Source organism: Mesorhizobium sp. M0772 (assembly GCF_040320135.1).
Classification (GTDB): Bacteria; Pseudomonadota; Alphaproteobacteria; order Rhizobiales; family Rhizobiaceae; genus Mesorhizobium.
In genome coordinates this window covers 56,266-69,215 of record NZ_JAMYPB010000012.1, presented here as the reverse complement: position 1 = coordinate 69,215, position 12,950 = coordinate 56,266, and the positions used below count along the sequence as shown (strand labels likewise).

The 12,950-nt window shown below is 64.2% G+C and carries 13 protein-coding genes; 10 read left to right on the top strand and 3 right to left on the bottom strand.

The genetic code is table 11. From position 1 onward, the window contains the following. Nucleotides 1-49 precede the first annotated feature (49 nt). The 8 genes from ribH to NKI06_RS11125 all read left to right on the top strand — a co-directional run bounded on the left by ribH (nt 50) and on the right by NKI06_RS11125 (nt 8,926). Nucleotides 50-544, top strand: a complete 495-nt coding sequence (ribH, locus tag NKI06_RS11160; protein WP_023693260.1) for a 6,7-dimethyl-8-ribityllumazine synthase — start codon at nt 50-52, stop codon at nt 542-544. Further along, complete coding sequence (gene nusB / locus NKI06_RS11155) at nt 541-1,041, top strand: transcription antitermination factor NusB (protein ID WP_023682390.1); 501 nt, start codon at nt 541-543, stop codon at nt 1,039-1,041. The genes ribH and nusB overlap by 4 nt, the downstream gene beginning before the upstream one ends. Continuing rightward, nucleotides 1,038-2,255, top strand: coding sequence for an MFS transporter (locus NKI06_RS11150; RefSeq protein ID WP_352985277.1), 1,218 nt, complete (start codon nt 1,038-1,040; stop codon nt 2,253-2,255). Before nusB ends, NKI06_RS11150 begins: the two co-directional genes overlap by 4 nt. A gap of 178 nt (nt 2,256-2,433) precedes the next feature. Then, entirely contained in the window at nt 2,434-3,345 is a 912-nt protein-coding gene (gene osmF, locus NKI06_RS11145; protein WP_023689505.1) for a glycine betaine ABC transporter substrate-binding protein OsmF, read from the top strand. 316 nt (nt 3,346-3,661) lie between these two features. Then, nucleotides 3,662-4,825 carry an ABC transporter permease gene (locus NKI06_RS11140; protein WP_352985275.1) on the top strand — a complete coding sequence of 388 codons (1,164 nt, stop codon included), beginning with the start codon at nt 3,662-3,664 and terminating at the stop codon, nt 4,823-4,825. Continuing rightward, complete coding sequence (locus NKI06_RS11135) at nt 4,822-5,760, top strand: ABC transporter ATP-binding protein (RefSeq protein WP_023682386.1); 939 nt, start codon at nt 4,822-4,824, stop codon at nt 5,758-5,760. The genes NKI06_RS11140 and NKI06_RS11135 overlap by 4 nt, the downstream gene beginning before the upstream one ends. After that, nucleotides 5,757-6,524: an ABC transporter permease gene (locus tag NKI06_RS11130; RefSeq protein WP_023682385.1), complete on the top strand. Its 768-nt coding sequence runs from the start codon at nt 5,757-5,759 to the stop codon at nt 6,522-6,524. Before NKI06_RS11135 ends, NKI06_RS11130 begins: the two co-directional genes overlap by 4 nt. A gap of 260 nt (nt 6,525-6,784) precedes the next feature. Further along, a complete protein-coding gene (locus NKI06_RS11125; RefSeq protein ID WP_023689501.1) occupies nt 6,785-8,926 on the top strand; it encodes a sodium-translocating pyrophosphatase in 2,142 nt (713 codons plus the stop codon). A 77-nt stretch (nt 8,927-9,003) separates the two neighbouring features. Here the strand turns inward: NKI06_RS11125 and NKI06_RS11120 are convergent, their stop codons facing one another. Both NKI06_RS11120 and NKI06_RS11115 read right to left on the bottom strand, forming a co-directional pair. Continuing rightward, on the bottom strand, nt 9,004-10,002 hold the full coding sequence (locus tag NKI06_RS11120; RefSeq protein ID WP_352985273.1) for a glycosyltransferase family 2 protein: 999 nt from the start codon (nt 10,000-10,002) through the stop codon (nt 9,004-9,006). 1 nt (nt 10,003) lies between these two features. Beyond that, the gene (locus NKI06_RS11115; protein ID WP_245263480.1) at nt 10,004-10,549 is read right to left on the bottom strand and encodes a dTDP-4-dehydrorhamnose 3,5-epimerase family protein; all 546 of its coding nucleotides are present in this window, start codon (nt 10,547-10,549) and stop codon (nt 10,004-10,006) included. A gap of 299 nt (nt 10,550-10,848) precedes the next feature. Here NKI06_RS11115 and NKI06_RS11110 point away from each other — a divergent pair, with 299 nt between their 5' ends. Together NKI06_RS11110 and NKI06_RS11105 are read left to right on the top strand one after the other, a co-directional pair. Next, on the top strand, nt 10,849-11,310 hold the full coding sequence (locus NKI06_RS11110; RefSeq protein ID WP_023669364.1) for an anthrone oxygenase family protein: 462 nt from the start codon (nt 10,849-10,851) through the stop codon (nt 11,308-11,310). A gap of 75 nt (nt 11,311-11,385) precedes the next feature. Beyond that, nucleotides 11,386-11,943 (top strand): hypothetical protein, encoded by a 558-nt coding sequence (locus NKI06_RS11105; protein WP_023742846.1) that lies wholly within the window; start codon nt 11,386-11,388, stop codon nt 11,941-11,943. 43 nt (nt 11,944-11,986) lie between these two features. Here NKI06_RS11105 and NKI06_RS11100 read toward each other — a convergent pair whose 3' ends face one another. After that, entirely contained in the window at nt 11,987-12,901 is a 915-nt protein-coding gene (locus NKI06_RS11100) for a LysR substrate-binding domain-containing protein (protein ID WP_023700544.1), read from the bottom strand. Between the last annotated feature and the right edge of the window lie 49 nt (nt 12,902-12,950).

Below are 12,950 nucleotides of genomic sequence, written 5' to 3'. Positions count from 1 at the left end.
CGATCAAACCGGCTTCGGCCTAAGTCACCGGCTACCCCCGGAGACATTCATGGCAGGCACATCCCAACACGGCAAAGCGTTCATTCGCCCGAAGAAGAAGGCCCACCTTCTGATTATCGAGGCGCGCTTTCATGACGATCTTGCCGACGCGCTGCTCGACGGCGCGACGAGCGCGCTCGACGAAGCCGGCGCGACCTATGACGTCGTCACCGTTCCCGGTTCGCTGGAAATTCCAGCAGTGATCACTTTTGCGCTCGACGGCATGGGCGAGGGCGGCAAGGACTATGATGGTTTTGTCGCGCTCGGCACCATCATTCGTGGCGACACTTATCATTTCGACATCGTCGCCAATGAATCGAGCCGCGCGCTGATGGATCTCTCGGTGCAGGAAGCGATTGCGATCGGCAACGGCATCCTGACCACCGAGAACGACGCGCAGGCCTGGACGCGCGCCAAGCGCTCGGAGGGCGACAAGGGCGGCTTTGCCGCGCGCGCGGCGCTGACCATGATCGCGCTCAAGGAGAAGCTGGGAGCGCAATCGTGAGCGAACCCGCTTCGCCCGGCCAGCCCGCGATACGCCACGCCAACAAGCGTGGCGCCGCCCGTCTGGCCGCCGTGCAGGCGCTTTACCAGATGGACGTGGCCGGCAGCGGCGTCTTCGAGATCACCGCCGAATACGAGGCGTTCCGGCTCGGCAAGGAAGTCGACGGCGCGCTTTATCGCGAGGCCGACGCGCAGTGGTTCCGCGCCATCCTGGCCGGCGTCGTCGAGAACCAGACGACCATCGATCCGATCATACGCCAGGCGCTGACGGAAGACTGGCCGCTGTCCAGACTCGATTCGACGTTGCGCGCCATCCTGCGCGCCGGCGTCTACGAACTGATGAAGCGCGACGACGTGCCGGTGGCCGTCATCGTTTCGGAATATGTCGACATCGCCAAGGCCTTCTACGAGGAAGACGAGCCGAAGCTGACCAACGCCGTGCTCGACCGTGTGTCGCGCCGGGTGCGGGGCGAGGGGCGCGGCAAGGACGCATTGTGACCGGCACCGTCGCCGGCGCAGCAAGGGAAGCGCGCCGCACGGCGATCATCCTGGCGACGTCGCAGGCGATTATCGGTTCGGCCGCGCCGATTGCCATTTCCATGGGCGGGCTGGCCGGGCAATATCTGCTTGGCCCCGATAAGTCGCTGGCAACGGCGCCAATCACCGGCTTCAACATCGGCGTGGCGCTCGGCGCGTTGCCGGCCGCGGCCATCATCCACTGGCTCGGCCAGCGCGGCGGCTTCATGACCGGCACCATCGTGACCGCGCTTGGCGGCGTCATCTCCACGCTGGCACTGTTCCACGCCAGCTTCTGGCTGTTCGCTTTCGCCCTGCTGGTGATCGGCGTCGGCGGCGCCTTCGTCCAGCAGTTCCGCTTCGCCGCCGCCGATAATGCTCCGCCCGAATTCAAGGCGCGCGCCATTTCCTTCGTGCTGGCCGGCGGCGTCATCACCGCGATCCTCGGGCCGCAGATCGTCATCTTCACCCGCGAATTGCTGGCGCCGGTGATGTTTGCCGGCTCGTTCTTGGCCATTCCGGTTCTGGCGGCGGCCGGCGCCATGATCCTGTCATTCCTGCGCATCTCGGCCAAGGCTCCCGGCCACGCGGAAGTCGCGTCAAGCGACGCCCGGCCGCTGTCCGAGATCGTCACCCGGCCGCGTTTCGTCGCGGCACTGTTTTGCGCCGTCGGCAGCTATGCGCTGATGAGTTTCGTCATGACCGGCGCGCCGCTGGCCATGGTCGGCTGCGGCCTGTCGACGGACGACGCCACGCTCGGCATTTCCTGGCATGTGATGGCGATGTTTGCGCCGAGCTTCTTCACCGGATCGCTGATCCATCGCTTCGGCGCCGAACGCATCGTCGCAACCGGCCTGGTCCTGCTGATCGGCTGCGCCGCGGTGGCATTGTCCGGCCTGCATTTGTGGCAGTTCTGGACGGCGCTGATCCTGCTTGGCCTCGGCTGGAATTTTGCCTTCATCGGCGCCACCTCCATGGTCGCCGACAGCTACCATCCGTCCGAAAAGAGCAAGGTGCAGGGCTTCCACGACTTCGTCCTGTTCGGCTCCGTCGCCTTCGCCTCGCTAATGTCGGGCGCCATCTACAATGCCTGGGGCTGGGAGATGCTGAACTGGCTGGTTTTCCCGGTCGTCGCCCTCTGCTTCGTCGCCCTTGGCGCGCTCAAACTGACCGGATCGCGCAAAGCCCGCGCCTGATCCGGTTCTATCTTTGGCTTGGCACGACGTGTCAGCATGGCGGCGGCCGAAATCGCGGCGACCGCACAAAATTATTGCGTCTGTACCCATTGTTATGAAACCGTGTGCCCCGACGGGGCGTTGAAGCCATGCTCATATGCGGCCACCGCATTTCGGTCCAAAGCAAGGGGTTTTCACAATGTTTTCAGTCAAGATTCTGGCCGGCGCGGCGTTGGCGCTCGGCATCACGGCCGCCTCCGCCAATGCCCAGGTGGTCGTCTCCTCGAAGATCGACACCGAGGGCGGCGTGCTCGGCAACATCATCCAGCTTGTGCTCAACGCCAACAACATCAAGACCACCGACCGCATCCAGCTCGGCGGCACGCCGGTGGTACGCAAGGCGATCACTGCCGGCGAGATCGACATCTATCCCGAGTACACCGGCAATGCCGCTTTCTTCTTCGAGAAGGCCGACGATCCGGTCTGGAAGGATGCCGCCAAGGCCTATGAGACCGCCAAGAAGCTCGACTATGACGCCAACAAGATCGTCTGGCTGTCGCCGTCACCGGCCAACAACACCTGGGCGATCGCGCTGCGCAAGGAGGTTGCCGAGACCAACAAGCTGGCGACCCTGACCGACTTCGGCAAATACGTCGCCGGCGGCGGCACGGTGGTTTTGGCGGCGTCGGCCGAGTTCGTCAATTCGGCGGCAGCCCTGCCGGCGTTCCAGACCACTTACGGCTTCACGCTGAAGCCGGAGCAGTTGATCACGCTTTCGGGCGGCGACACCGCCGCGACAATCGGTGCTGCCGCCAACCAGACCAACGGCGCCAACGCCGCCATGGTCTACGGCACCGACGGCGGCATCGCGCCGTCCGGCCTGGTCGTGCTCGCCGACGACAAGGGCGTGCAGCCGGTCTACCAGCCGGCGCCGATCATCCGCGAAGCGGTGCTGAAAGAGCATCCGGAGATCGAGACGCTGTTGAAGCCGGTGTTCGCCAAGCTCGACCTCGTCACGCTGCAGGAACTCAACGGCCGCGTCCAGGTCGGCGGCGAGCCGGTCAAGGGTGTCGCCGAGGACTTTCTGAAGAAGAACGGGTTTTTGAAGTAGTCAGCGCATAGCTGATCGTGACGCTGGTGCGAGACACCCCTCTCTGGAAGCTGCTGATCTCCCCCCTTTCGGGGGAGATGTCCGGCAGGACAGAGGGGGGTGCTGTCCCGCCGACCTCACAACCGGTAGCAGGTGCGTGCCTCGACAGGGTTGCTTCCGAACAGGCCGACGCTCGAAAGCTGACGATCCTTCACACCCCCCTCTGGCCTGCCGGCCATTTCCCCCGCAAGGGGGGAGATCGGACTTCGCGTCGGCTTGCGCCGATCACCAGCGTAGTCTGCGCAACGTGGAAAATCGCTCCTCATGAGGGGCATCCATGACCCTGCGTTTCGACAAGCTCGGCATGGTTATCGCGGCGATCGTTGCCTATGCGGCGTTTCTGGCTCCGTTCGCCACCTTCCGCGCCAATCGTATCGTCCCCGGTCAGGCGCGCTCGATCCTGGAGGCGCTGCCGGCCACAGTCGGGCCGCTACTGCTGGCGATCGTCGTCGTGGCCGCAATTGTTGCCTTGCTGAAAACCCCGCTTGTCCTGCGCCTGGCCGCAAGCGTCGTGGCGCTCGCCGCCCTTGCCATCCTGATCGGTGTCGCCGGCACCTTCCTGATGCCGGCCGGCAACACCTTCGCCCGCATCTCGCCGGCTTCCGGGTTCTGGCTGTTGATCTTCGCCTTCACATTGTTGCTCGCCGACGTGCTGACCAGGCTCAACCTGTCGCCACCGGCCCGCGTCGGCGTGCTCGTCGTCGCGGCGCTGGCCATCGGCTTGTTGCTGATATCGGGGCAGTGGGACAGCCTGTCGATCCTCAAGGAATATGCAAACCGCGCCGATAGTTTCTGGGCGGAAGGCTCCAAGCACATCACACTGGCGCTGGGGTCGCTGGCGGCGGCGGTGATCGTCGGCCTGCCGCTCGGCATCCTGTGCCACCGCGTCGAACGGGTGCGGGCCGGCGTGCTCAATGTGCTCAACATCGTCCAGACCATACCCTCGATCGCGCTGTTCGGCCTGCTGATCGCGCCGCTCGGCTGGGTCGCCGCGCATGTTCCGGGTGCCGCAGCGCTCGGTATCAGAGGCATCGGCACCGCGCCGGCCTTCGTGGCTTTGTTCCTCTATTCGCTGCTGCCGGTGGTGGCCAACACCGTGGTCGGGCTTGCCGGCGTACCCCGCGCGGCCAATGATGCAGCGCGCGGCATGGGCATGACCGATGGCCAGCGCCTGTTCGGCGTCGAGTTTCCGTTGGCCTTTCCGGTGATCCTCGCCGGCATCCGCATCGTGCTGGTGCAGAACATCGGCCTTGCCACCATCGCAGCACTCATCGGCGGCGGCGGCTTCGGTGTGTTTGTGTTTCAGGGCGTTGGCCAGACGGCGATGGACCTGGTGCTGCTTGGCGCCGTGCCGACGGTGGCGTTGGCCTTCGCCGCGGCCATCATCCTCGACGCAGTAATCGAAATGACCGCCACCAGGCGCAGGGTTGAAACGGCATGATCGAGATCGAAGGCATTACCAAGCGCTATGACGCGACGACCGTGGTCGACGACGTGTCCATGGTCGTCGAGCCGCGCACGGTTTGCGTCATTGTCGGTACCTCCGGTTCCGGTAAGACGACGCTGCTGCGAATGATCAACCGGCTGGTCGAGCCGACCGCCGGCGTCATCAAGCTCGACGGCAACGACAACCGCTCGCTGCCCGGCTACGAGCTGCGCCGCAGCATCGGCTACGCCATCCAGGGCCACGGCCTGTTCCCGCACCGCACCGTTGCGCAGAACATCGCCACCGTGCCGGTCCTGCTCGGCTGGGACAGCGCCCGTATCAAATCCCGCGTCGCCGAGCTGATGACGCTCTACCAGCTCGACCCCGAGGCCTATGGCCCGCGCTACCCGCACGAACTGTCCGGCGGGCAACAGCAGCGTGTCGGCGTCGCCCGCGCGCTCGCCGCCGAGCCCAATGTGCTTCTGATGGACGAACCGTTCGGCGCACTCGACCCGATCATCCGCACCAAGGCGCAGGAGGACCTGCTGGCAATCCAGAAGCGCTTCGGCACCACCATCATCCTCGTTACCCACGACATGGAGGAGGCGGTCCACATGGGCGACAAGATCGCCGTCATGGATGCCGGAAAGCTGGTGCAATACGCCAAGCCGGAAGAGATCCTGGCGCGGCCGGCGAACGCCTTCGTCGAAACCCTGGTCGGCGCCAGCGAAAAGCCGTTCCGGCTCTTGTCGCTCGGCCGCGTGCGCGACGCCGTGGAAAAGGGGACTGCCGAAGGCGAGGCGATCCCAGGCGACGCCAGCCAGCGCGACGCGCTGGCCGAGCTTCTGTGGTCGGGCCGGCCGGCGCTGCCGGTCAAGGGCGAAGACGGCAAGCTGCTCGGCCGCGTCACCGTCGACGGGCTGGTGAAGCGCGCGGCGAGGCCGGCATGAAAGGGGCCGGTCTAAAAGCCTGGCTGCCTTCGCTGCTCAGGCTTGCCCTGGTGGTGCTTCTCATAGCCTTCGTCACCAATCCCGGCTGGTTCGAGCCGCTGTTGAAGCCGCTGACCGAAAACAATGCGCCGGCGATCTACAATCAGGGCAGCCTGCTGACGCTGACCCTGCTGCATCTCAGGACCGTGCTGATCGCTACCGTCGCCGCAACCATCGTTGCCGTGGCGCTTGCCATCCTGGTGACCAGGCCGGCGGGCGCCGAATTCCTGCCGCTGTCGCGCAGTCTGGTCAATATCGGCCAGACCTTTCCGCCGGTGGCGGTGCTGGCGCTGGCGGTGCCCGCCGTCGGTTTCGGCGAGAAGCCGACGCTGATTGCGCTGTTTCTCTACGGCCTGCTGCCGATCTTCGAGAACGCGCTGACCGGCCTCACAACGCTGCCGGGCAACATCATGGAGGCCGCGCGCGGCGCCGGCATGACGGGCTGGCAAAGACTGGTCAAGGTCGAATTGCCGCTGAGCGCGCCGATCATTCTGGGAGGAATAAGGCTGTCGGTGGTGATCAGCCTGGCCACGGCGACGATCGGCTCGACGGTTGCCGCCAAGACGCTGGGCGAGGTGATCATCGCCGGCCTGCTGTCCAACAATCTCGCCTTCGTCCTGCAAGGCGGCCTGATCGTCGCGGCGCTGGCGGTGCTGATCTATGACGGACTGTCCGCCATCGAGCGCTATACGGCGCGCAAGATGGGGCAGGAGACTGGCGACTGACCTTCGCTGGACTGCGGGCAAAGCATTGACTGAGGCAGCGTCATTTCAACCGATCTAATAGCAAGGCATCGGCCACGGGAATGTTCTGGCCTAAACCTTTTGGCTGAAAGCGGGGCAAAAACCGAACAATATCTTGACGTTCCGAGCCCTGTTTCGCATACACCGCTGCGAAGGACGGATTCCGCCTAGGCTTATCCGCTCCCCGCACCAACGGCCCAGGGAGGGGTTCTTTTGGGCCATCAATCGAGGAAAATTCGGCAATGACCATCATTTCTGCCGTCATAGCCTGCGGCTTGCTTTCAATCCTTTACGCCATCTGGGCGACACGATCGGTTCTTGCAGCCGATCAGGGCAACGCACGCATGCAGGAAATCTCCGCCGCCATCCGCGAAGGCGCGCAAGCCTATCTGGCGCGCCAGTACACCACCATCGCCATCGTCGGCGTGGTCGTGCTTGTGCTCGCTTGGTGGCTGCTCTCGATCACCGCCGCGGTCGGCTTCCTGATCGGCGCCGTGCTCTCTGGCGCCGCCGGTTTCATCGGCATGCACGTCTCGGTGCGCGCCAATGTGCGCACCGCGCAGGCGGCGTCCAACAGCCTCGCCGCCGGTCTCGACATCGCCTTCAAGTCGGGCGCCATCACCGGTATGCTGGTGGCTGGCCTCGCGCTGCTCGGCGTGTCGATTTACTACTATATCCTGACCGGCCCGATGGGCCTGCAGCCCAATGACCGCATCGTCATCGATGCGCTGGTTTCGCTCGGCTTCGGCGCATCGCTGATCTCGATCTTCGCCCGTCTGGGCGGCGGCATCTTCACCAAGGGCGCCGACGTCGGCGGCGATCTCGTAGGCAAGGTCGAAGCCGGTATTCCCGAAGACGATCCCCGCAACCCGGCCACCATCGCCGACAATGTCGGCGACAATGTCGGTGACTGCGCCGGCATGGCCGCCGACCTCTTCGAGACCTATGCGGTGACCGTCGTTGCCACCATGGTGCTGGCTGCCATCTTCTTCGGCGGCACCGCCGCTCTGGGTGCGGCGATGCTCTATCCGCTCGCTATCTGCGGTGCCTGCATCCTGACCTCGATCGTCGGCACCTTCTTCGTCAAGCTCGGTTCCAACGGCTCGATCATGGGCGCCCTCTACAAAGGCCTGATCGTCACCGGCCTGCTGTCGATCGTCGGTCTCGGCGTCGCTACCTCGGCAACCGTCGGCTGGGGCGAGGTCGGCACCGTCGCCGGCATGACCATCATCGGCAAGAACCTGTTCATCTGCGGCCTGATCGGTCTCGTTGTGACCGGTCTTATCGTGGTGATCACCGAATACTATACCGGCACCAACAAGCGCCCGGTGAACTCCATCGCCCAGGCCTCGGTGACCGGTCACGGCACCAACGTCATCCAGGGACTTGCGGTGTCGCTCGAATCGACCGCACTGCCGGCAATCGTCATCGTCGGCGGCATCATCTCGACCTACCAGCTCGCCGGCCTGTTCGGCACGGCGATCGCGGTCACCACCATGCTCGGCCTTGCCGGCATGATCGTCGCCCTCGACGCCTTCGGCCCGGTCACCGACAATGCCGGCGGCATTGCCGAAATGGCCGGCCTGCCCAAGGAAGTGCGCCACTCCACCGACGCGCTCGACGCGGTCGGCAACACCACCAAGGCGGTGACCAAGGGCTATGCCATCGGTTCGGCCGGCCTCGGCGCGCTGGTGCTGTTTGCGGCCTATTCGAACGATTTGAAGTTCTTTGCCGCCAATGGCGACAAATATCCGTACTTCCAGGGCATGGGCGATGTCTCCTTCGACCTCTCCAATCCCTACGTCGTCGCCGGCCTGATCTTCGGCGGTCTGATCCCGTATCTGTTCGGCGGCATCGCCATGACGGCCGTCGGCCGCGCGGCCGGCGCCATCGTCGAGGAAGTGCGCAAGCAGTTCCGCGAGGATCCGGGCATCATGGCCGGCACCTCCAAGCCAAACTATGCGCGCGCCGTCGACCTTCTGACCAAGGCGGCGATCCGGGAAATGATCATCCCCTCGCTGCTGCCGGTGCTGGCGCCGCTCGTCGTCTATTTCGGCGTGCAGCTGATCTCGGGCTCCAAGGCGTCCGCCTTTGCGGCACTCGGCGCCTCGTTGCTCGGCGTCATCGTCAACGGCCTGTTCGTTGCCATCTCGATGACTTCGGGCGGCGGCGCCTGGGACAATGCCAAGAAGTCGTTCGAGGACGGTTTTGTCGACAAGGACGGCGTCAAGCACCTCAAGGGGTCCGAAGCGCACAAGGCTTCGGTCACCGGCGACACGGTTGGCGATCCCTACAAGGACACCGCCGGCCCGGCGGTCAACCCGGCAATCAAGATCACCAACATCGTGGCGCTTCTGCTGCTGGCCGTGCTCGCGCACGGCTAAGTCAACGCCACTGCTTCAGGAACAAACCCGCGGGAGCGATCCCGCGGGTTTTTGTTTGAGATTTACGCTGGTGGCAGTCAACCCTCATCCGGCTCGGTGCCGGCATCGCCGCGCTCGCTGTAGCGATCTAGCAATTCGCTCACGCCAGGTTCGCGCTCAGGCATCGGCGCCAGGCCACGCAGGCGCCGCAGCTTGGCAAGGAAGGCGCCTCGCTTATACTTGCGGCGGAAGGCGCGGGCACGGGGATGGATGCTAAGAGCCGCCATCAGCCTGCGCCTGAGATAACTCGATGCCGCCAGGCGAATGGGTTCGCGCGCGCAGCCAAGGATTTTCACGCGCAAGGCGTCCGGCGTCTGCATGGCGTCCAGAAGATCCTTCTGTTCCTGCGCATTGTCGCCGAGATAGGAACCCTTGCGTATGCCGGAATGCAACTTGATCACCGTGAGGTGCGGCATCGTCGCGATCACCGCGCCCTTTCGCCATGCCCGAAACAGCCAGTCCTGCGAGCTTTCGCAAAAGCACTGGCTGGCGGGTCGCCAAGGTCCGAGCAGGCTGAACGAAGCGCGGCGAAACATGTGTGCCGAGCCAAATCCTTCCGTCGTGACGGGGTCGTAAAAACCATCCTTGCCGATCCCGAAGATCGAATTGACAGGATTGCCGGCCGCCGACGGCGGCTGGATGACGGCACCGCGCGCCAGCACCACGTCGGCGCCCGAGGCGTCGATCCAGCCGGTCATCGCCGCCAAATGGTCGGGAAACCACAGATCGTCGTGGTTGAGCAAGGCGACGAAGCGGCCACGCGCCCTGGCAAAGCCGATATTGTTGGGACCGGACTGTTCGCCGAAATTGACAGGAAGATCGATGTAGACGATGCGGGCATCGTCAAATTCAGCGACAACGGCCGCCGTATCCGGCCTGCAACCGTCGCCGATGACCAAGGCTTCCCAGTCTTGCAACGTCTGGCGCATGACGCTGGTCAATGCCTGCCGCAGTGCTGCCGGCCGGTTGTGCGTCGCGATCACGATCGAAACCAGCGGTTCGCCGCCGGCCTGATCGCGCTGCGCCGATGCTTCCACGCTACACCAGTCTGTAGGGAATGTGGTCGGTGTCTGGCGGCAGGCGCCAATGGTCGGGCTGATCGTAGGCATAGGCCTTGTCGACGAGGTTGAGCAGCACCGCCGTCTCCGCTCCGAGCGAAACAACACCGTGCCATATTCCGGGTGGAATGATGACGACCGCCGGGCGCAACGGGCCGATAATCTTGTGCCAGACGGCGCCGAAGGTCGGCGAGGCCTTGCGTCCGTCAAACAGCGAAATGCGAACGCTGCCGACGCAGCAGAACAGCCGGTCGGTCGTCACCGCATGGGCATGCCAGCCCGTCACCGCGCCGGGATACAAGGTGCGTTGGAAGACCTGGCCGACCGGCTCCGAATCGAGCTCCCACTCCTCGCGAAAGATCTCGGTCAGATAGCCGGTGGAGGTTGCGACCGGCCTGATCTCCTTGACCCTCACGCCATCGATCGCCACCGGCTCGATGGGCATCCAGTCAGGCGTGACCACCTGGCCGTCAGCCGTTCCGGTCGCCATCCAGCCTGTCGGTTTTGTCCGGGTTTTTTCCGGCACGGATGCTCCTCCCAATTCAGCGTGATGCGCCATTGGCCAGCACGGTCTGATACGAATTTGACCGGTCGCTGGCAAGTACGCGTCAAGGTTGCTGATAGATTTCGATCTCACGGCACTTGATGTTTCCGACGCAATCGGAGGGCCGCATTGCCCAAAACATCGTTCCATCCTACCCAAGCCCGGACCGTTCGCCTGCTTTAATACCCCGCCATTGGCCAGGACATTGCGATCGACGCGGTGTCGGGCTCGCCTCTGCGGCGATTTTGGCCAGGGAAACGACATTCGGGCAGGGAAAAGACATGGACATTTTCTTGATGGCGGCTTCGCTTGCGCTGGCTGGAATTATTGCCGGCATCTACGTCTCGGGCGTAATCCACGATTTTCGCATCGATGATCTTACCGCCGGCCAGTACATGGCCATGCATCAGATGCGCGACCGGACGTTTACCCGGGTGATGCCGTTCGTCAGGCTGACGACGCTGGTGCTGATCGCGGCGATGGCGATGTTTGCGGTCGATGCCGGCCTGCCGCGCATCCTGACCATCGTCGCCGCGGCGCTGGTGGTGATCGACATTGGCTTCACCGTCAGCCGTCAGGTGCCGCTCAACAAACAGGTGCAGAGCTGGACGCCGGTGACCATCCCCGATGATTGGGCGCAGACGCGCGACAGCTGGGCGGCCAACCACAATTTGCGCCTTGTGCTTGGACTGGCCGAATACGCCTGCCTGTTTGCCGCGGTCATCCTGACGCTCAGCCGGTGATTCAGTTTTTACGGAACGCCGCGGCATGGGTCGGCACTTCTGCCGGCCGCCGCCGTTGAAAACAGGAGTATTGCCATGCTGCATCACGCTTCATTCAACGCCCGCGATCCGCAGGCCGTCGCCAGCGTCCTTGCCGAAATGCTTGTCGCCACCGCGGTTCGTGCGCCGTCGCCGCCATTTCCTGAGGGCGCATGGTTTGTCTGCCTCGGCGACGATTTCGGCTCGCTGATCGAAATCCTGCCGTGCGGCACGGTTCTGGACCAGCAAGCGCCGCTCGGCATCGGCTTCGACCCGAACATGCGCCTGCGCTCCGGCTCGCATGTGCTGCTCAGCACGCCCAATTCGACCGAAACCATCCAGGGCATTGCCGCCCGCATGGGCTGGCATAGCGAGCTGATCGATGCCCGCCTGTTCAAGGTGCTCAAGGTCTGGGTCGAGGACGAAACCCTGGTCGAATTCCTGACGCCCGAGATCGCACCGCTATACCGCGCGACATTCGCCTGGGGTGGCATGGCGACACTCGACGCCAAGCTGCGCGAGCTGGAGAGCCGGATGGCGGCAGCGCTTGCCGCCAAGGCGGCGAACCAGTCGGGCCGCAAGGATGAGCAACTGGCCGATACAATGAGTCCGTGAGCCCCGACGCCTTCCGATGAGAGCTCCTGGACGGCCGCCGAGGTCAACCGGCGCCGGTGTTGTCGCCGGCTTCCGCCTTCAGCCAGTTGATGAACGATCTGGCAGGCTCCCAGGCGGAGATGGACGGGTGGACGACGACGTAGTGGTTCCAGTTCGTCGGTATGTCCGTCGTCAGGAGGCGGACGAGCCTGCCGGTCCGCAAATCGCTCTCGACCAGCGACTTCCTCGCGATAGCGACGCCCAGACCGCTCGCCGCCGCTTCGACCGCCAACAAGGTGCCATTCAGATTCATGCCGTCGCCAACCGTATCCAGCGGCAGATTGTTTCTCTCGAACCAGTGGCGCCAATTGGCGCCGCTCTCGTCATTTTCGGCCGTCGTGTCGAGGATGCGGAACAGTCGCAGCACATCGTGCTGGTCTCTGACCGGGCCGTTGGCGGCGAGATAGTCGGGACTGACGACAGGAAAGATCGCATCTGCCATCAGCCATTCGGTCTCGACGGCCGGATAGTGTCCGCCGCCGAAACGCAATGCGATGTCGACTGTTCGCTGCGAAAGGTCGACGACTGCAAGATCCGCATTGATGTCGATCTCTGTTTCGGGATGCTTTTTGCGAAACCTGTGCAGGCGCGGGGCCAGCCAGCGTACGGCATGCGAAGGAATGGCAGTGACCCTCAGCCTCGTGCGCTCGTTGCGCGCGACACTCGCGACCGTGCTCTGGATTTCCAGCAATGCGCGTCGCACGCCCGCGGACAATCGTTCGCCTTCAAGCGTTAGTTCGACGCGGCGGACATGGCGGGTGAACAGAAGCACGCCGAGATCGGCTTCGAGATCGGCGATGCGGTGGCTGAGCGCGCTTGGCGTAACATTCAGCTCATCGCCGGCGCGCTTGAAGCTGCCCAGCCGGGCAATGACCTCGAAAGCACGAATGGATTCCAGTTGTGGAAGCCGTCTTGTCATTTGCCGTCACCCGATCCTGCCCATGGGTTCCTTAGCATGAATGAACAAA

What these genes read in the sequence shown, in the direction of transcription:
- ribH (WP_023693260.1), top strand. Translation starts at nt 50, where the DNA reads ATGGCAGGCACATCCCAACACGGCAAAGCGTTCATTCGCCCGAAGAAG.
- osmF (WP_023689505.1), top strand. Translation starts at nt 2,434, where the DNA reads ATGTTTTCAGTCAAGATTCTGGCCGGCGCGGCGTTGGCGCTCGGCATC.
- NKI06_RS11140 (WP_352985275.1), top strand. Translation starts at nt 3,662, where the DNA reads ATGACCCTGCGTTTCGACAAGCTCGGCATGGTTATCGCGGCGATCGTT.
- NKI06_RS11135 (WP_023682386.1), top strand. Translation starts at nt 4,822, where the DNA reads ATGATCGAGATCGAAGGCATTACCAAGCGCTATGACGCGACGACCGTG.
- NKI06_RS11130 (WP_023682385.1), top strand. Translation starts at nt 5,757, where the DNA reads ATGAAAGGGGCCGGTCTAAAAGCCTGGCTGCCTTCGCTGCTCAGGCTT.
- NKI06_RS11125 (WP_023689501.1), top strand. Translation starts at nt 6,785, where the DNA reads ATGACCATCATTTCTGCCGTCATAGCCTGCGGCTTGCTTTCAATCCTT.
- NKI06_RS11110 (WP_023669364.1), top strand. Translation starts at nt 10,849, where the DNA reads ATGGACATTTTCTTGATGGCGGCTTCGCTTGCGCTGGCTGGAATTATT.
- NKI06_RS11105 (WP_023742846.1), top strand. Translation starts at nt 11,386, where the DNA reads ATGCTGCATCACGCTTCATTCAACGCCCGCGATCCGCAGGCCGTCGCC.
- NKI06_RS11100 (WP_023700544.1), bottom strand. Translation starts at nt 12,901, where the DNA reads ATGACAAGACGGCTTCCACAACTGGAATCCATTCGTGCTTTCGAGGTC.